Raw genomic sequence first — 20547 nt, 5'->3', positions numbered from 1 at the left:
CAATCGGGCGCACAGGAGCCAAGGAAATGACCGATACGACGACCCCCACCACGGGGGCCATTGACGCGGAGTGGGTCGAACAGCATTTCGATCACCTCTCCCCCGAGCTCGCCCGCGACCTGCATCCCGCGTTAGCGCTGGCTCGCTCAAAGTGCCCGGTCGCCCACAGCGATCAGCACGGAGGATTCTGGGTCGCGAGCGCCTACGAGGACGTTCTGAAGGTCGCCCAGGACTGGCAGACCTTCAGCTCCGAGCTGGGCATCACGGTGCCACGTCAGGGTGAGCAGCGAAAGGTCCTCCCGGTCACGATCGACCCGCCGCTGCAGCGCACCTTCAAGAAACTGATCAACATTCACTTCCGCCCGGCGACCGTCGCCGCCTGGGAATCAGCGACCCGCGATCTCGTGAACCGCCTCATCGACGGATTCATCGAGGCCGGTGAATGCGAGTTCATGGAGGCCTTCGCCCGGCCGCTGCCCGGCATGGCCTTCTTCGACCTGGCCCTGCACGCACCCGCCGAGGACCTCGAGGAGGTCAACCGGCTGGCGACGCTCGCCTCGTCACCGCACCTGCCGGAATCCCGCGAGTCGCACGGAAAGCTGGCCCTCTGGATCAAGGACTTCCTCGAGGAACGGCGGCGGTCCGGCCCGCGCGACGACGTCGTGGACGCGGTGATGAACGCGGAGATCGAGGGCCGGCCGATCACCCTCGAGGAGGCGATCGGCACCATCCACCTGCTCATTCTCGGCGGCCTGGAGACGACCGCGGGCGTGCTCGGCGCCTCGCTGCTGCGCTTCTGCGCGCACCCGGAGATCCCGGCCCTGCTGCGCGAGCAGCCGGAGCTGATCCCCAAGGCGATGGAGGAGCTCCTGCGCCTCGACGGGTCCTTCATCTGCATCGGCCGTACCGCCAGGAACGACACCGAGCTCGGCGGCAGGCAGATCAAGGCAGGTGAGCAGGTGCTCATCTACTGGGCGTCCGCCAACCGGGACGAGGGCGAGTTCACCAACCCCGACGAGTTCGACGTCACCCGGGAACAGAACCGGCACATCGCGTTCGGCGCCGGGCCGCACCGCTGCGCCGGCTCCAACCTCGCCCGGATGAACCTGCGCATCGCGTACGAGGAGATCGTCCGCCGGCTGCATGACATCCGGCTGCAGCCAGGCGCGGACGTCCACTACCACTCGACCTTCAACCGGGCACCGCTGTCGGTGCCGATCACCTTCCGCCCCGGCCCCCGGGTCTTCCCGGCGGACTCGTAGCCACGACGTTGAACAGGTCGGCGGCGGAGGACAGGTCGGACAGGTCGACGATGGCAGCCGGGTCAGCGGAGACAGGGGCTCAGACGGCGGCCGAGGCGGCGGACATCCAGGCCGCGGTCGCCGGGCTCACCGTGCCCGGACTACTCGCGCGGCAGTGCCGGACTCGGCCCGACGAGGCCAGCGTGCACTGGCGGGACGGGGACACCTGGCGCGCCTGGTCGTGGCGGGAGTACGGCGCGCAGGTCGCCCGGATCGCGGGAGCGCTGGAACGGCTCGGGTTCCGCCGCGGTGACCGGGCGGTGCTCCTGACCCACCCGGGCCCCGAGTTCCACGTGCTGGACTCGGCCGTGCTCCTGCTCGGCGGATGCCCGATCTCGATCTACAACTCGTCGCCGCCCGAGCGGATCCGCCACCTCGTCGCGCACGCGGGCGCGAGCGTCGTCGTCGTGGCGGATCGTGTGCTCCTCGACAGGGTCCTGGCCGTCCGCCATGCGTTACCGGGGCTGCGGCACGTCATCGTGCTGCGCCCCGGCACCGGCGACCCGGCCGGTGACCTGGGCGGCGGCACGCCGGCCAGCGGCACGCCGACCGAAGGCCCGCCACCCGGTGGCGTGCTGCGTGACAGCGTGCCGCGTGACGGTATGCCGCGTGACGGTGTGCTGCCCGATGGCGTGCTGAGCTGGACGGACCTACTCGAAGCCGAGCCGGTGAACCTCGCCGGGCGGGCGGCGCTGGCCCGGCCCGAGGATCTCGCCACCGTCATCTACACCTCCGGCACGACCGGGCTCCCCAAAGGCGTACTGCTCGACCAGCGGGCGGTGCTGTGGCAGTGCGAGAGCTACCGCCGCCGGCTCGACCGAGACCTGACCGGTGCCCGCTGGATCAGCTACCTGCCGCTCGCCCACATCGCCACCCGCTTCTACGCCCAGTACTGCCACGTCTACGCCGGGCTGGAGGATGTCGTCTGCCCCAACCCGGCCGACGTCGCCTCGGTGCTCCCGGACCGGCCGCCACAGCTGTTCTTCGCCCCGCCCTACCTGTGGGAGCGGTTCCTGGGCGAGCTGCGGGCCTGGGTCGGCTCCCTCGGGGACCCGGCGCTGGCGGACCGGTACCGGCGCGCGCTGGAGCTCGGCCAGCGGGTCGCGCTGCTCGGGTTCGCGGGCGAGGCGATCCCCGGCGAGCTGGCCGGCGAGCATGCCCGACTGCGACCGGCCGCCCGGGAGCTGCGTGCCCGCCTCGGCCTCGGTGACCTCTGGACGGGCGCGATCGGCGCCGCGCCGGCGAACCCGTCGCTGCTGGCCAGCTGGATCGGCCTGGGCGTGCCGATGTTCGAAGGCTATGGCCTGTCCGAGTCGACCGGCATGCTCACCGTCGACCCGTTCGCGTACCGGCCCGGCACCGTCGGCCGGCCCATGCCGGGTGTCGAAGTACGCCTCGACGACGACGGTGAGCTGCTGTTCCGCTCCGGGGCAGCGTTCCGTGGCTACCTCGACGACCCCGCGCTGACCAGCGCCACGGTCGATCGGGATGGCTGGGTCCGCACCGGCGACCTCGCCTCCCTCGACGATGGCTACGTCGTCCTGCGGGGGCGCAAGAAGGAGCTTCTCATCACGGCCGGCGGGGAGAACGTCTCACCGGTCGCCGTCGAGATGGCGCTCGCCGCGCAGCCGCTCGTCGGGCAGGTCTGCGTCGTCGGCGACGGCCAGCCGGGCCCGGGGGCGCTGGTCATCCTGGACGCGCAGGCCACCGAGCAGTGGGCCACCGAGCGCTGGGCCACCGGGCAGGGCGTCGTGGGCCACGACCCGGCCGAGCCGGTTCGGCCGGCCACGCCGGTCGAGCTGGCCGACCTGGCCGACCTGGCCGCGCATCCGGACCTGCTCGCAGAGCTGGCCCGGCAGATCGGCGCGGCGAACGAAACCCTGGTCCGGCCGGAGAAGGTCCGCCGATTCCGCGTGCTGGCGGCCGAATGGCTGCCGGACTCCGACGAGCTCACGCCGACCGCGAAGCTGCGCCGCGCCCAGATAGCGGCCAAGTACGCCGCGGACATCGCCGCGATGTTCGCCGCCCCGCCGAACGTTCCCGCCACCCCCCTACGGCCCGCGGACACTCCCTCTTCCGGACGTCCGTCCGCCACCGACTGGTAACCGTCCGGCCAGGCCAGGTGTGCAGGCTCGGTGACGCGAACCGGCTGTGCACCTGTCTGGGAGGATCCGCATGAAACGTTCCTGGCTCGTCCGTGCCGCCGCGACGATCGCCTCGGTGGCCGTCGCCGGTGCCGTGGTGAGCACGTCGTCGGCGACGGCGAAGCAGCCGCGGCGCGACGATCCGGCCACGGTCGCGTTCGCCGCCACCACGCGGTCGACGTCCTGGACGCAGGTGCAGAAGATCTCGCTGCGCTTCCCGACCTACCATCCGCAGGGCCTGGCGCTCGTCGGCGACAAGATCTTCCTGTCGACCGTCGAGATCCTGGAGGCTCCGGTGCGCTACCCGGCGCCCGTCGACGGCTACGACCGGACGCCGGGTCGGGGCGTCGGGCATGTACTCGTCCTGGACCGGCAGGGCACCCTGCTCAAGGACGTGACCCTCGGCGAGGGCACGGTCTACCACCCCGGCGGCATCGACTTCGACGGGACGTCGGTGTGGGTCCCGGTCGCCGAGTACCGGCCGAACAGCAAGGCGATCGTCTACCGCCTCGACCCGCGGACGTACCGGGTCGCCGAGGCGTTCCGGGTGAACGACCACGTCGGCGGGGTCGTCCGGGACCGGGAGACCGGCATCGTGCACGGCGTCAGCTGGGGCTCGCGCACCCTGTACGCCTGGTCGGCGAACGGCCGCCAGCTGACCCGGCAGGCGAACGAGGACCACATGCTCGACTACCAGGACTGCGACTACGCCGGGGCCGGCAAGCAGATCTGCGGCGGGGTCACCGGCCTCGCGACCGCCACCGGCGGCAGCTACGAGCTGGGCGGGATCGCGCTGCGCGACCTGTCGGACAACGCGATCCTGCACGAGGTCCCGTTCTCGAGGTTCTCCTCGGCCGGCCATGTCGTCACCCGCAACCCCGTCGCCCTGGAGCGGACGGGTAACACGCTGCGCCTGTTCACCGCGCCGGACGACGGCGAGGAGATCGCCGGCACGGAGCTGATCGTGTTCGAGTCGCCCGTCGCCTGAGACCGAGGTCGGTCTGCCCGGCCGGGTGCGGTGCCCGGCCGGGTGCGGTGCCATGCCCGCCAACTACCAGAAATGCTCAACTCTTCATTGCGAACGACTCGGCCTCCGGGGACTTCGGTGACGCCGAGGCTGGGACAGAAGACGCCGGGTGCGGGATGGCGGCCACGGCCCCGTCGCGGCGCAGCAGGGCCGCCACGGCGAGGGCGGCGACAGCGGCCGCAACGGCCGCGCAGGTCAGCGCGAGCTGCATGCCGTCGACGAACGCGCTCTGCGCCTGGCGCGCCACCTCGGGTGCCAGCCGGGAGGCGACCGCCAGCGAGGAGCGGGCCTGTTCGACGACCTGATCCGGCAGACCGGCCGGCTGCAGCTGGTCCCGGTAGGTCGACTGCATGACGCTGCCGAGCACGGCGATGCCGAGCGCGCCGCCCAGCTCACGGGCCAAATCGTTCACCGCCGAGCCGACGCCCTGCTTCGCGGCCGGCAGCGCCTCGGTGATCGCGGTCGTCGCGGGGGTCATGGCCAGGCCCATACCGGCGCCGAGCGGCAGCAGGCCGGCGAGCAGCGACCAGTAGGCGCTCGTGCCGTCCAGCCGCGAGATCACCAGCAGACCGGTGGTGACCAGGACGAGCCCGAGAATGATCACCGGGCGCGCGCCCACCCGGGGAACCAGCCGGGGCGCCATCCCGCGGGCACCGGACATGATCGCCAGGGACATCGGCAGCAGGCTCAGGGCCGCGCGCAGCGCGCTGTCGCCCCGGACGAGCTGCAGATACTGCAGGACCAGGAAGATGAAACCGAAGAAGCCGAAGAACTGCACGGTGATCGACAGCGTCCCGGCGGCGAAGGCGCGATGACCGAACAGGCGCGGGTCGAGAAGCGGAGTGCGGGCCCGAAGCTCCCAGGCCACGAACCCGGCCAGCACCGCGAGCCCACCCGCGATGCCGCCGAGCGTCCGGGGGCTGGTCCATCCCTCGGTCGGCGCCTCGATCACCGAGTAGACCGTGACGCCGAGGCCGACCACGGTCAGCAGCGCGCCGAACAGATCCAGCCGCGGGGCGGACGGGTCGGCCGACTCGGGGATCACCCGCAGCGTCGCGGCCAGGGCGACCACGGCGAGCGCGACGTTCAGCCCGAAGACGGAACGCCACGACCAGAACTCGAGGAGCAGGCCGGAGGTGAGCACTCCCAGCAGGGCGCTCGCCCCGGCGACGCCCGTCCAGGCTCCGACGGCGCGCGGACGCTGGTCCGCGGGGAAGGTCGCGGTGATGGTCGACAGGGTCGCCGGCATCACCAGGGCGGCGCCGGCGCCGAGCACCGCGCGCAGGGCGATCAGCCAGCCGGGAGTGCTCACCGCCAGCGCCGCCACCGAGCCGGCGCCGAAGATCGCGAGGCCGGCGATCAGGGCTCGGCGGCGTCCGTACCGGTCGCCGACGGCCCCGCCGAGCAGCAGCAGAGCAGCGAATGGCAGGGCGTAGGCATCGATGATCCAGGACAGCTGGGTCTGGGTGGCATGGGTGTCGCGCGCGATCGACGGGAGCGCCACGTTCAGCGACGCGACGGCGGCGACGACGGTGGCGAGCGCGAGCATGATCACTGGGAGGGTGGCGCGGCTGGTGGCTCCGGCGGCGTGGCTGGTGGCTCCGGCGGCGCCGCTGCGAACGCCGGTGCCGACGGTGCCGGTTGCGCCGGTTGCGCCGCTGGTACCGACGGGGCCGACGGGGCCGTTCTGCGGGCCGGTCGGCGGCTCCTGGGCCGCCGTGGGGATGGTCATCGTGACCTCCGGTGGGGAGATTCTGACGTTGCCAACCTGCGGTACCGCGTCCCATGATTTCAACGGTGATGAATAAACCCGTCGCGGGCAGCCGCGGCCGACGGCCCGGCAGCCCGGACACCCGCGCCGCGATCCTCGAGGTCGCCCGCCGCCGTTTCCTCGACCAGGGATATCGCTCGGTCTCACTGCGTTCGATCGCCGCCGAGGCCGGCGTGGACGTCGCCCTGATCAGCTACTTCTTCGACTCCAAGAAGGGCCTGTTCGGTGCGGCGCTCGGCCTGGTCGCCAACCCGCCCGAACTGCTGTCCAGCGCACTGCGGGGTGACCGGGCCACCATGCCGGAGCGGGTGCTGCGCACGATCCTCACCACCTGGGACGAGCCCGACCTCGGCGGCCAGCTGGAGGTCATGGCGGTGGCGCTGATGCAGGAGCCAGAGTTCGCCCGGCTGTTCCGGGAGGTACTGGAGCGCGAGATCATCGGTCGGGTGGCCGAGTACCTGGGCGGCGCCGATGCCCCCCAACGGGCAGCCGCGTTCAGCGCGCAGGTGGCCGGCATCATTTTCAGCCGCTACGTCCTCCGGCTCGAACCCATCGCGAGCATGCCCGCCGATGAATTAGTCCGGTACCTCTCCCCCGGGCTGCGCGCCGTGCTGCGCTCCCCGCACCCCGGCTGGCGATGACGGTCACCGCGAGCGACACGGAACTGGCCACCCGTGCCATATTCGGACGCGTGACCAGTCCACAGGAGACACGCAGACGACTTCCGGCCTTCGCCGAGGTCGGGCTCGGCCTGGGCCAGATCGTGGAGGGCGAGCTGCCCGGCACCGTCGAGGTGCTTCCGACGATGTGGGCGTCCGGCAGCCGCCGGCCGATGATCTCGATCGCGGCCACCTGGGTCGACACCCAGCTCGGCATGCTCGCCATCCAGGCCCTCGAACCGCGGCTGGTGGTCACCCTCGAACTGGACGTCCACCTGTTCGCCGGGATCGACGGCGCCACCTCACTGCGCACCGCTGCGCGCATCGCCCGCGCCGGGTCGTCGGTTGTCGTCGCCCGGATGGACATCACCACGGCGGCGGGGGCACGGGTCGGTTTCGGCCACGGCACGTTCATGGCGGCACCCGACCCGACGAAGACGATGCCCAGCATCGCGAAGGCGCTGGCCAGGTACCAGGCCGGGCAGGCACCGCTGGACGAGCCGTTCGCGCGGCGGGTCGGCTGTGAGCGCACTGCGCCGGGCGAGGCCGTGATGCCCGTGGCCCCCTACGTGGTCAACGGCACGAAGGCGATCCAGGGCGGCCTGCTCACGGCGACCGTCGAGGAGGCCGCGCGCTCCGCCGACCCCGACAACCGGCCGCTGGCGCACATGCACGTCCGCTACCTGCGGCCGGTGCGGGTCGGGCCTGCTGTCGCCCGTGCCGCCGTGCACGGCGGCATCGGCGAGGTCGACGTCCACGACAGCGGCACCGGGGCACTCGCTCTGATCGGCACCACCCACGCCGCCACCAGCTGAGCCGGGCACCGGCCTCCGGCGGCGGCCCAAGGCCGCGGTTCGAAGAGCCACGGCCACCCATCGAGATGCCGCATCGCCGCGCAGCACCACGATTTACCGTGAAAGGGGCGTAGGTCCGCCTGGTAACCCGCAAGAGTGACGGATTTCGGTCGTTGGAACGACAAAAATCCTTCATTCTTGCGACTCGCCAAGCCGAACCGCCAGCCCACCAGCTCACCGGGCCACCGGGCCACCGGGCCACCGGGCGCTAAATCACCGATGATCTACGTGCTATTTCCATGGTCAACCATGTGCTAATTTCATGATCACAACTGCGCGAGCGTCGACGGCCACCACCCGCTTCACCTCTGGCTGAGCCGGAAGGACGTCCGAAGGCGGGCACCGCCTGGCCGCATGCCACCGACGGATCCGAGCCCGCACCCGCCCCATAGTTTCAGTTACAGCATTACTGAAGCTAAGATTCGACCATGGTTTCAGGTCTATCGGGCGGCCAGCGGGCCGGAGATGCCCAGGCCGGCACGCGCGCGGGCGCGGGCACCGGCTGGCCGGCCCTGGGCTGGGAGGAGCACGACTGGGCCTCGAAGATCCCGGATGATCTGGTCTCCACCCGGATGCGCGCACGCCATCAGGGTCCGTATCGGGCCGCCGTCGTGCCGATGATCGCCGACCGGGCTCCGTCGCCACCCGTCCACGTGGCGTCGCTGGCGGACGACGCCTCGGCCGAGATCGCCCGCTTCGACGCGGAACTCGGCGCGGAGGTCGCGCCATTCGCCTCCGTGCTGCTCCGCTCCGAGTCCGCCTCATCCTCCAGGATCGAGAACCTCACCTCGGGAGCCAAGGCGATCGCCCTCGCCGAGCTCGGCAGCACCGAGAAACGCAACGCGGCCGAGATCGTCGGCAACGTCGCCGCGATGCGGGCGGCCCTCGACCTCGCCGACCGCCTGGACGAATCCGCCGTCCTCGCGATGCACGCCGCGCTGATGGCGGGCCACGCGCCGGGCATCGGCGGCCGGTGGCGCGAGGAGCAGGTCTGGATCGGCGGCGACTCCTACGGGCCCCATGGGGCGTCGTTCATTCCCCCGCACCACTGCCACGTCCCGGCCCTGATGGCGGATCTCCTGCGCTTCGCGAACAGGGCCGATGTTCCGGTCCTGAGCCAGGCGGCCGTCGCGCACGCCCAGTTCGAGACGATCCACCCGTTCCCCGACGGGAACGGCCGAACCGGCCGCGCGCTCGTCCACGCGATGCTGCGTCGCCATGGCCTGACCCGCAACGTCACGGTGCCGGTCTCGGCCGGCCTGCTCACCGACACCGCGGCCTACTTCGACGCCCTCGACGCCTACCGTGACGGCGACGTGGCCCCGATCGTCGAAAGGTTCGCGACGGCGTCGGTCACCGCGATCACGAACGGGCGCCAGCTGGCGAGCGAGCTGCGGGCGATCCGCGCCGGCTGGGAGAACCGGCTGAGGATCCGGCGCGACGCCCGGGCGTGGCAGCTCGCGGACCTGCTTCTGCGCCAGCCCGTCGTCGACGCCCAGGCGGTGGCGGCCGAGCTGGGTGTCACCCGGCAGAACGCCCAGCGGGTGATCGCGCCGCTGGCCGAGGCCGGGATCATCACCGAGTTCACCGGCTTCACCCGCAACCGCATGTGGCAGGCCTCCGAGGTCCTCAGCGCACTGGACTCGTTCGCCGCCCGCGCCGGCCGCCGCGGCGCTCCGTAGCGGCCAGCGGGCACACCCGGCCAGCGAACGTGGGTCGACGGGGCGGCAGCAATGCCGAGCAGATGCGTTGGGGCGGCGGAGATCCGGGCCGGCGGAGATTCGGGCCGGCGCAGCATCCTGCTGCCATTTTTAAGCTATAGCATGCCGGGGGGCTTGCCGCAAGACCCAGGTTGTACCGCAGAATCGCGGACCGAAGCCGGAACTGCGGAAACGAGGGTCGCGATATGCACGTGTCGCTGTCGACGAACGAGCCACGCGGGGTGGGCATCCACCTCGGTTCGGAGCCGCTCGCGTGAATCCGGTGACGACGAGCGCGTTCGGTCTTCCCGACCATCTCGCCGGCAAGGCCGCGCCGGAGCTGATCGCCGACGACGAGCGGCATCTGGCCGCCGTCGCGGCGAACCTGGAGCAGTCGATCGCCGACCTGGTCCGCCGGCTCGACGCCGAGCGGCTGGCTCCCGGTGGTCTCGGCCAGGCTGCGATGGATCGGGACATCGAGATCTACCGGCTGAGCACCCGCCTGCGCGCCCTGCGCCGCTTCGGTCTGGACCTGTGCCTCGGCCGCATGGTCCACCCGGACGAGCCCGAACCCCTGTACGTCGGGCGGCTCGGCCTCACCGACGACGCGGGGCGCCGGCTGCTGCTCGACTGGCGCTCCCCCGCGGCCGAGCCGTTCTTCGGCGCGACCCATGCGAACCCGATGGGCCTGACCAGCCGCCGCCGCTACCGCTGGACCCGCGGCCGGATCAGCGACTACTGGGACGAGATCTTCACCGACGACGTCTTCGACGGGCACGCGGCGCTCGACGACCAGTCCGCGTTCATCGCCAGCCTCGGCAGCAGCCGGACGTCCCGCATGCGTGACGTGCTCGGCACCATCCAGGCCGACCAGGACGCCATCATCCGGGCCGGGTCCGACGGCGCGCTGGTCGTCGACGGCGGCCCGGGCACCGGCAAGACCGTCGTCGCGCTGCACCGCACCGCCTATCTGCTCTACTCCGACGCCCGGGTCGGTGCCCGCCGGGGTGGTGTGCTGGTGGTCGGCCCGCACCAGCCGTACCTGGCCTACGTCGCGGACGTCCTGCCGAGCCTCGGCGAGGAGGGCGTGCAGACCTGCACCGTGCGCGACCTGGTCACCGAAGGCGCGGCGGCGGTGGCCGAGGCCGACCCGGAGGTGGCCCGGCTGAAGTCGTCGGCGGACCTGGTGGGGGCGATCGAGGCGGCCGTCCGGTTCTACGAGGAGCCCCCCACCAAGGGCATGACGATCACGACCGGCTGGTCGGAGCTGTGGCTCGGCCCCGACGACTGGGCCGAGGCCTTCGACGCGCCGGAGCCCGGCACCCCGCACAACGAGGCACGTGACCGGGTCCTGGCGGAGCTGCTCACGATCCTGCTGGACAAGCACATCGACGCCGCCGGCATGGACGCCGACGGCGGCGACCGCGGCGAGGCCACCGCCGGGCTGGTCCGCCGGTCGCTGCTGCGCAACCGGGAGCTGCTCACGGCCCTGAACAACGCCTGGCCGCTGCTTGAGGCGGCCGACCTGGTCGCGGACCTGTGGTCGGTACCCGCCTACCTGCGCAGATGCGCACCGTGGCTGAGCCTGGACGAGGTCCGCCGGCTCCAGCGCCCGCGGACGGGCGCCTGGACCGTCGCCGACCTGCCGTTCCTCGACGCGGCCCGCCGCCGCCTCGGTGACCCGGCCGAAGCCCGCCGCCGGCGCCGGCAGTCCGCCGCGACCGCGGCCGAACAGGAACGCATGACCAGGGTCATCGACAACCTGCTCGCGGCCGACGACGACGGTGAGGGTGCGATGACGATGCTGCGCGGGCAGGACCTCCGGGACACCCTCGTCGACTCCGCCGCGCTGCCGACCGCCGACCCGGACCTGCTCGCCGGCCCGTTCGCGCACATCATCGTGGACGAGGCCCAGGAGCTGACCGACGCGCAGTGGCAGATGCTGCTGGCACGCTGCCCGTCCCGCAGCTTCACCGTCGTCGGGGACCGCGCCCAGGCCCGGCACGGCTTCACCGAGTCGTGGCAGGAGCGCATCGGGCGGGCCGGCTTCGACCGGATCACGCTGGCGTCGCTGACCGTCAACTACCGCACCCCCGAGGAGGTCATGGCCGCGGCCGAGCCGGTCATCCGCGCGGCGCTGCCGGACGCCAACGTGCCGACCTCGATCCGCAGCAGCGGCCTCCCCGTCGTGTACGGGCCGACGTCCGAGCTGGGTTCGATCCTCGACACGTGGCTCGCCGCGCACGCCGAAGGGACCGCCTGCGTCATCGGCGATCCCACGTTCGCGGCGACGTCACGGGTGCGGTCGCTGCCACCGGAGCTGTCGAAGGGGCTCGAGTTCGACCTGGTCGTCCTCGTCGACCCGGCGGCGTTCGGCGACGGCATCGAGGGGGCGGTCGACCGCTATGTCGCGATGACCCGCGCCACCCGGCAGCTCGTCATCCTCACCAGCCCCTGACACCGGTCACCAGGGTCACCGGAGCGCCACGGCGCCGGGGCGGTCGAGTTGCCGGCCCCGGCGCCGCCACCGAGGATCAGGGCGCGCACGACCTGGGAGGTGCGGCATGGGTGATCCGGGTCTTCCCTTCGAGGACCGGCAGGACTTCGCCGACGCGGAGCGGGGGCTGATCGCGACACTGGACCCCGGAGTCGTCAAGGACGACCACGGCGCGGTGGTCTGGGACAACGACTCCTATGCGTCCTTCCTGCGTGGTGACGGGGCCGACTCGGTGCACCGGAGCCTGTGGCGACAGTCGTCGCTGGTCACCCGCCAGGGGCTGTTCGAGGTCGTGCCCGGTATCTACCAGGTGCGGGGCCTGGACCTCTCGAACGTCTCGTTCGTGGAGGGCGACGCGGGCGTCGTCGTCATCGATCCGCTGTTGTCGGTGGAGACCGCGCGGGCGGCGATGAAGCTCTACCGGTCGCAGCGCGGCGACCGGCCGGTCACCGGTGTGATCTACACGCACAGCCACGCCGACCACTTCGGCGGGGTGAAGGGCGTCGTCGACGAGGCGGACGTCGACGCCGGCCGGGTGCCGGTGATCGCGCCGCAGGGGTTCCTGGAGCACGCGATCGCGGAGAACGTCTACGCGGGCACGGCGATGGCCCGCCGGGCCGGCTACATGTACGGCGCGGCGCTGCCCCGCGGGCCCCGGGGCGGGGTCGGGGCCGGGCTGGGGCAGACGACCTCGACCGGGACGGTGAGCCTCATCCCGCCCACCGTCGACATCACCCGGACGGGCCAGGAGCTGACCGTCGACGGGGTGCGGATGGTGTTCCAGCTGGCGCCGAACTCCGAGGCACCGGCGGAGATGCACTTCCTGCTCCCCGCACGGCGGGCGCTGTGCATCGCCGAGAACGCCACCCACACCCTGCACAACGTGCTGACGCTGCGCGGGGCGCTGGTGCGCGACCCGCGTTCCTGGGCCCGTTACCTGACCGAGGCCATCGAGATGTTCACCGCCGGCGCTGACAGCGCCGGCGGCGCTTCGGGCGTGGACGTCGTCTTCGCGTCGCACCACTGGCCGACCTGGGGCGCGGACAACGTCGTCGAGTTCCTTCGGCTGCAGCGTGACCTGTACGCCTACCAGCACGACCAGACCGTCCGGCTCATCAACAAGGGCTGGACCGGGGCGGAGATCGCCGAGATGGTCGAGCTGCCGCCAGCCCTGCGGCGTGCCTGGCATGCACACGGCTATTACGGCTCGGTGAGCCACAACGTCAAGGCGGTCTACCAGCGCTACATGGGCTGGTACGACGGGAATCCGGCCCGGTTGTGGCAGCATCCCCCGGCGGAGGCGGCACGCCGCTACGTCGAGTTCATGGGCGGCGCCGACGCCGTGGTCGACAAGGCGCGCCGTTGCGGCGACGAGGGCGACCTTCGGTGGGCCGCGCAGGTGCTCGACCATGTCGTGTTCGCCGAGCCCGACCACGAGGAAGGCCGGGCCCTGCTCGCGGACGTGCTCGAACAGCTCGGGTTCGACTGTGAGAACGGCACGTGGCGCAACTGCTACCTTTCCGGGGCGCAGGAGCTGCGGGACGGCAACTTCGGCACACCGACCGTGACCAGCGCCCCCGACCTGCTCGCCCAGCTGCCACCGGAGATGTTCCTCGACGCGCTGTCGGTGCAGGTGAACGGGCCCGAGGCGTGGCATCTCGACCTGGCGATCCGCTGGGTGTTCCCCGACGACGGGCCGGACGGGTCGTCCTTCCGCACGACGCTGACCAACGGCGTCCTCACCGCGGTGCGCGGCGGGGCAGGCGACGTCTCACTCACGATCACCCTGCCCCGGGCGGCGATGGCGGCGGTGGCCGCGGGCCGCCTCGACGCCGCCCGCGGCGCCGGGCTCTCACTCGACGGCGACGAGCGGACCCTGCGGCAGCTGCTCGGCGTCCTCGACCCCGGCGACCCCGGTTTCAACATCGTCGAACCCTGATCCGCCCCTGATCCGACACCTGTCGTTGGCATTGCCGGCAAGCAAGGAAGGAGGATTTCGGCTGCCCCAACAACCAAAACCCTCACTTCTTGCGGATTATCAGGCGATTCTGCGGGCCTTTTGTCGCTCTTGTCATGAATTGCCGGCCCAGGTGCCACGGCACGCCACCAGCGGAGCGGAGCTCATAGCCGCGCAGGGAGATCGCCAGCTGCGGCCGATGGCGGGCAGCTCCCCGCCGGTCACGGGCAGCTCCCCGCCGGTCAGCGGCCACCGCCGATCGCCTTTCCGAGCAGCAGGGCGCCGAGCAGGAGGAACAGCACCATCATGACCGGCCCGTTGTGCGCCACCATCCACCGCCGCCACTCGTCGAGCGGCGCCCTCGCCCGTTCGCCCAGCGCGAGGTAGGCGACCAGCGGTGTCAGGATGCCCACCGTGCCGAGCAGCGCATAGACCGCGAGCGCGCCGGCCTGGGTCAGCCCGGACACCCCGCTCTGGGCGACCACGGCCGCGGCGGTCACGGTCAACGACAGGTTCTTCGGGTTGGCAGCCGCCACCAGCGCGCCGAGCCTCGCCGACCGCCGCGGGCCGAAGCTCTGGATCGTCGCCATCCAGGTCGGCTGGGGCGCCGGGTGCCGCCCGTCCGGGCGACGCCGCCACAGCTGGGCCGCGCGCCACAGGAACAGCGCCCCGAGACAGCCCTTGATCACCCGCACTGTTGTCGTGGGACCGCTGTGAGCGCTGTAGTCGCGGCCGTCCGCGACGGCCAGGGCGAGTGCGGCGACGGCGCACAGGCCGACCAGCCAGCCCGCGGCGAAGGCCGGCCCACTGGCCCGTGCCCGCGGCGCGCCCAGCAGCAGGATCATCGCGACGATCGGCAGCGGGCTGATCGCCGCTCCGACCGCCAGCGGCAGGAGAGCCTCCGCCGCGTCACCCATGGCCGGACATTTCGCTCCTCCGGACTTGCACCCACCAGACCGATGACTACTCTATGAATTCGATCAACAACTATAAGTATCCCAGGGTGATGGTTGACCTGCTCAGGACTGGCCAGCCGTCGACCGGGAAGGCGGAAGCGAGGAAACGCGACGGTGACCGACGATCCGCCCTTGCGGAAGCGGCCCGGCCACGAGCCACCCCCACACCCGCCCGGTGGCCGTGACCAGTCCCCAGACCGCCCGGCGCCCGGCTCCAACGCGCGTGACCACCTTGCCAACGAACGGACGTTCCTGGCCTGGCTGCGGACGTCCGTCAACGTGATGGCGCTGGGTCTCGCCTTCGCCGCGTTCGGCGACGTCACGACCGCCCCGTCGCTGGCCGCGGGCGCGATCCTGGCCGGGGTCGGCGGCGCCGGCCTCTGGTATGCGACCGCCCGCTACCGCCGGGTCAACCGTGAGATCGACGAAGGCGCGTTCACCACCAGTGCGTACGCCCTTGGCCCGACCGTGGTCAGCCTCGTCGTCGGCACGACCATCCTGATCGCTCTGGTTCTCCTCGTCTTCGCCGACCGCGACGTCACGCTGCGTTGACACCGTCCAGCTCACGGTTCGGCAGATGGCTGCTGACCGCTGATGCCGGACAGCGCGAGCCTTGCCAGGGTGTCGATGGCCAGCTCCGGGTCCTGTGACACTCCGACGGGCCGCAGCGCGGGGTTGTTCCACAGCAGGCAGAACTGGCTCCACATCGCGGCCAGCGCGGCGGCGGCGAGGCGGGGGTCGAGGTGCGGCAGGTGCCCGGCCGCCTGCGATACGCGGAGGTGGTCGGCGAGCACTTCGATGTTGTGCGCGTTGACGTCACGCCAGCGTCGCGCGAAGTCGTCGGAGATCATCGCGGCCTGGAAGATGGCCACACTCACGGCCTGATGGTCCCGGAACGCCCGCCAGAACTCCCGCACGTGCGCGCGCATGCCCACCCAGGTGTGGAGACCCTGGGCATGCTCCTCGGGGTCGATCTGGCCACAGAGGTTCACCGCGTGCTCGGCGGTGAGCGCGATGAGCAGTTCGTCCTTGCTGGCGAAGTAGTGGTGGAAGGAGCCGTGGGACCTGCCGGCCTCGGCCGTGATGTCGGTGATCGTCGTGTTGAAGTACCCCTTGCGCTCCAGCACCCGGCGAGCCGCGTCCTTCAGGGCGGCCTCTGTCTGCTCCCCTTTGCGTCCCCGGCTCATGTGGAATTCCTACTCCTTGGTAGGCACCTCAGGACGAATCGGACCAGACTTGGATCTGGATCCAAATCCAAGTTCAGGAGGACGCCGTGATCCGGAGACGCGCTGTGAGCGCAACCATCGCCATCGCCGCATCAGCCCTCGCCGCCTCGTTCGTGATCCCCTCATCCGCGCTGCCGACGGCCACCGCGGGCAGCACTGCCACTGCCCGTTTAGACCCGACCGCTCTCCCGGTCCTCGTCGACCCGGCCGCGTCCCTGGCGCCCGGCGCCGACCGCCTCAACGAGTCCTGGTACCTCACCGCGCACGTGACCGCGGGCCGCCACCGGTACGCGTTCCTTGCCCACTACCTGGCCGTCGGGAACGGCCAGTTCGGTCTGACCGCCTCGTCCGTGTCGGTCACGGACGAGACCACCGGCTGGTACACCGCCTCCAACGTCGCGCTCGGCCCGAAGGCCGGCCTGTCCAACGCGCCGGGCGTGGACATCCACACCCCGAACATCACCTGGACCGGTGACTCCACGCAGATGAACCTGGTCGCCAAGGTCCCGGAGGGGCAGATCAGCGTCACCCTCCGGCCCCGCGGACCAGTGCTCTACAACATGGGAACCGGCTACTTCGCCATGTTCGGCGAGCCGCAGTACCCGAACTACGAATACGCCTACCCGACCATCGACACGACCGGCACACTGACGCTGAACGGCCACACCGACAAGATCAGCGGAGAGTCCTGGTTCGACCGCCAATGGGGACCGGGGCCCGACATCTCCACCGGCGACGCGACCTGGACCTGGATGAACCCCATACTCCCCAACGGGGACAAGATCAGCCTGTGGAGCACCATCGACAAGGGCAAGACCGCCACCTGGGCGACCGTCCTGCGCCCTGACGGAACGCACACCATCGCCGAAGCCACGATCACACCTGACACCGCCAGCAAATGGACCAGCCCAGCGACCCAGGCCAGCTACATCACTCGCTGGAAGGTCACCATCCCAGGCGTGAGCGCGGCCCTGAATGTCAGGGCCGTCACGAACAACCAGGAACTGACCGTACCCGGGCCACGCTACGAGGGCAGCGCGACCGTCACCGGGATCTACAAGGGCCTGCCGGTGACCGGCATCTGCTACGTCGAGCAGTTCGCCTCACGGTAGCCAGCCCGACGGCGCGTTCCAGAGACCCGCGCCGGCCCGGCCCGAGGCTGTCGACAACCAGCCCGCCGAGGTCCAGCGGATTCCGACCAGACGGTAGGCCACGATCCGTGGCGGGTCAGCCCGTAACGCTTGCCCGCCGTGCACACTGAGCCGGTGGATGATCGTGCCGAAGCGGGCGAGGTGCCAGCCCGCGGCTTGCCTGCGCCCGACGCGATCGTCGGGCGCAGGCGGGAGATCGCGGCGCTGCGCGGATGGCTGAGGTCGGCTGACGGTGGCGCCGGTCGCCTGGTGCTGTGCGCGGGCGAGGCGGGAATCGGGAAGACCCGCCTCGCTCGTGAGCTGGCCGGGATGGCCTTGGCCGGCGGACGCGCCGTGGCGTGGGGTCGCTGCGCCGAGGCGGAGGGCGCCCCCGCCTTCTGGCCGTGGCGCCAGGCGCTGCGGTCGCTCGGCGTCGATCCCGACGATGTGCTCGGGCACGGCGAGGCGCAGTCGCCGCAGGACAGGTTCCGGGTGTTCGAGGGCGTCGCCGACGCGATCGGCAGCGTCGCGGCTCGGGGCGGGCTGACCGTGGTCCTCGACGACATCCACCGCGCCGACGAGCCTTCCCTGCTCGTCCTGCGCCATCTTGCCGATCAGGTCGCCGACGCGCAGCTGCTGATCCTCGCCACCTTCCGCGACCGCGAACCGGCCGGCGCGATCGCCCGCGTGCTGCCCGACCTGCTGCGGTCACCGGCCGCCGTGCGTCTCGACCTGCGGGGGTTCGACCTGGCGGAGGTCGGCGAACAGCTGCGGCGCATGACGGCCTCGGGGACGGAGGTCGCCGCGTCCGATGGCGAGTCCACCGCCGAGGCTGAGGCTGAGATGACGGCGACGGCGCGGCTGGTGCTTGAGGTCACCGCCGGGAACCCGCTGTTCGTCCGGGAGATCGGGCGGGCGGTGGCGGACGGCACCTGGCGACCGGAGCAGCCTCCACGCACCGTGCTCGACGCCGTCGGAGCCCGGCTCGACCGGGTCGGTCCGCGGTGCCGCCGGCTGGTGCAGGCCGCTGCCGTCGCCGGCCGGCGGTTCGGGATCGCGCTCGTCGCCACGGTGATCGGCGAGCCCGTCGAGGAGTGCCTTCGGCTGGCCGACGAGGCGGTCGCGCATGGCCTGCTCGACCGGCTCGGCGCCGGCGAGTTCCAGTTCGCGCACGTGCTGACCAGGGACGCCGTCGTGGCGTCACTCGCCGGCCCGGAAGCGGCCAGCCTGCACCGCGCGGTTGCCACCGCCCTCGCGGACCGGTTCGCGGACGATCCGGCCGAGCACCTGGCGGACATCGCGCGGCACTGGGCGCAGCTCGCGCCCTACGGCGCGGCCGAGGCCGAGGCGGCCCGCGTCTGGACGGCGCGGGCCGCCGATGAGGCGGTGCGCCGTCTCGCCCACGAGGAGGGCGCACGGCTGTACCGGGCCGCGCTCACCTTCGGCCAGAGCTCGACGACCGACACCGAGCGTTGCCACCTCCTGGTCGCGCTCGGCCGGGCCAGTTACCTGGCCGGTGATCTGGCGGGCTGCCTGGACGCCGCCGCCCGGGCGGCCGAGGCAGCACGCACGGCCGGACGGCCCGATCTGCTCGCCGACGCCGCGCTGGTGCTCGAGGCGGCGCCGGGGCAGGACGTCAACGCGCTCGCCCACCAGCTCTGCGAGGAGGCCCTCGCCCGGCTGAGCACAGCCACAGCCACCCCCACCACCACCGCTGCAGACACAGCCACTGCTGACACAGCCACGGCCGCCGAGGATCCGACATCCCCGACGGTGGCGTTGCGCGCCCGGCTGCTGGCCCAGCGCGCCCACCTGGCTTTCTACGCCGGTGAGCAGGACCAGTTGGCGAGCCAGAGCGCCGAGGCGCTCACGCTCGCCCGCGGATGTGGCGACGACCAGGCGCTCGCCGACGCGCTGCGCGCCCGGCAGGAAGCCTGCCCAGGGCCGGCCGGCCGGGAGGAACGGCTTGCTCTCGCCACCGAGATGCTGGCGCTCTCCCGCCGGACGAACAGCGCCCGGACGGCCATGTGGGGCGAACTGTGGCGGATCGAGGCGCTGGTCGAGAGCGGTCAGCTTCCGGCGGCGGCCGAGGAGCTCGCCGGGCTGCGGGCGGCTGTCGAGCAGGTCGGCGGACCGGTCAGTGCCTGGCACCGTGACCGGGCCACCGCGTGCGTCGCCCAGGCACGGGGCCGCTACGCCGAGGCACTCGCGGCCGGGCGGCGCGGATTCGACCGGATGCGTGCCATCGAACCCGCACCGGCCAGCGGCGCCTACATGGCGCTCACCTACGCGCTCGCCTGTCACCTCGGCGCCGGCACCGGCACCGGCGTCGGCAGCGGCTTCCACGCCGGGGCCGGCAGCGAGGCGGGCAGCGAGGCGGAGGCCGTCCTGCGGCAGACGTTCGAGCCGCCGCCCCGCTTCCGGGCGATGGCCCCGCTCACCCGGGCGGCCATGTTCCTCATCGCCGGGCAGCCGGAGGCGGCCGCGGCGACGTACGAGCTCGCCGGGCCGCCCTCCTCGTGGTCGCTGCCGGCGTTCTTCGTTCTGCCCGGCCAGGTCTACGCCGTGCTCACCGTCGCCGGTCTCGTCACCGCGGGGCTTCGCCGGCCCGACGAGCTCGACGGCCTGCTCGACCGGCTGGCGGCGTTCCGTGGCGAGCACGCCAGCGGCGGCGGGGTCTCCTACCTGGGCCCGGTGGAGCTGGCCCTGGGGCGCGGCGCGCTCACCCTCGGCCGGCTCGACCAGGCTGTCGACGACCTGACCACCGCGGCCGGGATCGCTGGCCAGGCCGGCGCGCCGGGCTTCGCGGCGGAAGCGCGCTACCACCTGGCGACCGCGTTGCTGGCCCGCGGCGCGCCCGGCGACCGGGACCTGGCCGTCTCCGCCGCCCGCGACGCCGACCGCGTCGCGCGGGCCCTGGGCATGACCGCGTACACCGATCGCACCGCGGCGCTTGTCGCCAGCCTGGACGATGCCGCCGAGCCCGCCGCCGGCGTGCCTCCCCAGGCAGGCGGGCCGGCTGACGCGACGCCGGGGCGGGGGCCGGCGGTAGCGGGGCAGGGGCCGGTGGTAGCGGGGCAGGGGCCGGCGGTGACGCGGCCGGCGCAGGCCACGTTGAGCCCGCGGGAAATGCAGGTCGCCCAGCTGGTCGCCGAGGGCCTGACCAACCGGCAGATCGCGGGGCGGCTCGTCATCTCCGAGCGCACCGCGCAGAACCACGTCCAGCACATACTCACCAAGCTCGGCTTCCGCGCGCGCAGTCAGATCGCCGCCTGGGTCGTCCGCAACTCACCCGGCGTGCAGCGGTGAGTATGCCCGGTGAGTA

At 72.2% G+C, this 20547-nt stretch carries 14 protein-coding genes; 11 read left to right on the top strand and 3 right to left on the bottom strand.

Annotated features, from left to right (window positions below; translation table 11 throughout):
• The first annotated feature begins 26 nt into the window (after positions 1–26).
• The 3 genes from CcI49_RS14625 (at position 27) to CcI49_RS14615 (ending at position 4433) form a co-directional block, all read left to right on the top strand.
• The gene (locus tag CcI49_RS14625) at positions 27–1262 is read left to right on the top strand and encodes a cytochrome P450 (protein ID WP_054569366.1); all 1236 of its coding nucleotides are present in this window, start codon (positions 27–29) and stop codon (positions 1260–1262) included.
• A gap of 50 nt (positions 1263–1312) precedes the next feature.
• Entirely contained in the window at positions 1313–3406 is a 2094-nt protein-coding gene (locus tag CcI49_RS14620; RefSeq protein ID WP_076827155.1) for an AMP-binding protein, read from the top strand.
• Positions 3407–3476: 70 nt separating this feature from the next.
• Positions 3477–4433, top strand: a complete 957-nt coding sequence (locus CcI49_RS14615) for a DUF6454 family protein (protein ID WP_076827153.1) — start codon at positions 3477–3479, stop codon at positions 4431–4433.
• A 76-nt stretch (positions 4434–4509) separates the two neighbouring features.
• On the opposite strand, the gene CcI49_RS14610 is transcribed toward CcI49_RS14615, so the two are convergent.
• Positions 4510–6204, bottom strand: coding sequence for an MFS transporter (locus tag CcI49_RS14610; protein WP_241840065.1), 1695 nt, complete (start codon positions 6202–6204; stop codon positions 4510–4512).
• Between the two features lie 68 nt (positions 6205–6272).
• Here CcI49_RS14610 and CcI49_RS14605 point away from each other — a divergent pair, with 68 nt between their 5' ends.
• The 5 genes from CcI49_RS14605 to CcI49_RS14585 all read left to right on the top strand — a co-directional run bounded on the left by CcI49_RS14605 (position 6273) and on the right by CcI49_RS14585 (position 13892).
• Entirely contained in the window at positions 6273–6884 is a 612-nt protein-coding gene (locus CcI49_RS14605; RefSeq protein ID WP_241840064.1) for a TetR family transcriptional regulator, read from the top strand.
• A 50-nt stretch (positions 6885–6934) separates the two neighbouring features.
• On the top strand, positions 6935–7717 hold the full coding sequence (locus CcI49_RS14600) for a hypothetical protein (protein WP_241840063.1): 783 nt from the start codon (positions 6935–6937) through the stop codon (positions 7715–7717).
• A 467-nt stretch (positions 7718–8184) separates the two neighbouring features.
• Positions 8185–9438 (top strand): Fic family protein, encoded by a 1254-nt coding sequence (locus CcI49_RS14595; RefSeq protein WP_116437404.1) that lies wholly within the window; start codon positions 8185–8187, stop codon positions 9436–9438.
• A gap of 292 nt (positions 9439–9730) precedes the next feature.
• Positions 9731–11914: an RNA polymerase recycling motor ATPase HelR gene (helR, locus tag CcI49_RS14590; RefSeq protein ID WP_076827149.1), complete on the top strand. Its 2184-nt coding sequence runs from the start codon at positions 9731–9733 to the stop codon at positions 11912–11914.
• Positions 11915–12020: 106 nt separating this feature from the next.
• Positions 12021–13892, top strand: coding sequence for an alkyl sulfatase dimerization domain-containing protein (locus CcI49_RS14585; RefSeq protein ID WP_076827147.1), 1872 nt, complete (start codon positions 12021–12023; stop codon positions 13890–13892).
• 260 nt (positions 13893–14152) lie between these two features.
• Here CcI49_RS14585 and CcI49_RS14580 read toward each other — a convergent pair whose 3' ends face one another.
• Positions 14153–14827, bottom strand: a complete 675-nt coding sequence (locus CcI49_RS14580; protein WP_076827145.1) for a GAP family protein — start codon at positions 14825–14827, stop codon at positions 14153–14155.
• Positions 14828–14980: 153 nt separating this feature from the next.
• On the opposite strand from CcI49_RS14580, the gene CcI49_RS14575 reads away from it, so the two are divergent.
• The gene (locus CcI49_RS14575) at positions 14981–15418 is read left to right on the top strand and encodes a DUF202 domain-containing protein (RefSeq protein WP_158230769.1); all 438 of its coding nucleotides are present in this window, start codon (positions 14981–14983) and stop codon (positions 15416–15418) included.
• An 11-nt stretch (positions 15419–15429) separates the two neighbouring features.
• On the opposite strand, the gene CcI49_RS14570 is transcribed toward CcI49_RS14575, so the two are convergent.
• Positions 15430–16053: a TetR/AcrR family transcriptional regulator gene (locus CcI49_RS14570; RefSeq protein WP_076827142.1), complete on the bottom strand. Its 624-nt coding sequence runs from the start codon at positions 16051–16053 to the stop codon at positions 15430–15432.
• A gap of 104 nt (positions 16054–16157) precedes the next feature.
• Between CcI49_RS14570 and CcI49_RS14565 the strand changes: the two genes are divergently transcribed.
• Together CcI49_RS14565 and CcI49_RS14560 are read left to right on the top strand one after the other, a co-directional pair.
• Complete coding sequence (locus CcI49_RS14565) at positions 16158–17204, top strand: lipocalin-like domain-containing protein (protein WP_116437402.1); 1047 nt, start codon at positions 16158–16160, stop codon at positions 17202–17204.
• 195 nt (positions 17205–17399) lie between these two features.
• Positions 17400–20531 (top strand): AAA family ATPase, encoded by a 3132-nt coding sequence (locus CcI49_RS14560; RefSeq protein ID WP_241840062.1) that lies wholly within the window; start codon positions 17400–17402, stop codon positions 20529–20531.
• Positions 20532–20547: the final 16 nt, after the last annotated feature.

The organism is Frankia sp. CcI49 (genome assembly GCF_001983215.1).
GTDB classification, from domain to species: domain Bacteria; phylum Actinomycetota; class Actinomycetes; order Frankiales; family Frankiaceae; genus Parafrankia; species Parafrankia irregularis.
The sequence above is the reverse complement of the archived record's forward strand: the minus strand, read 5'-3'. Positions and strand labels throughout refer to the sequence as shown.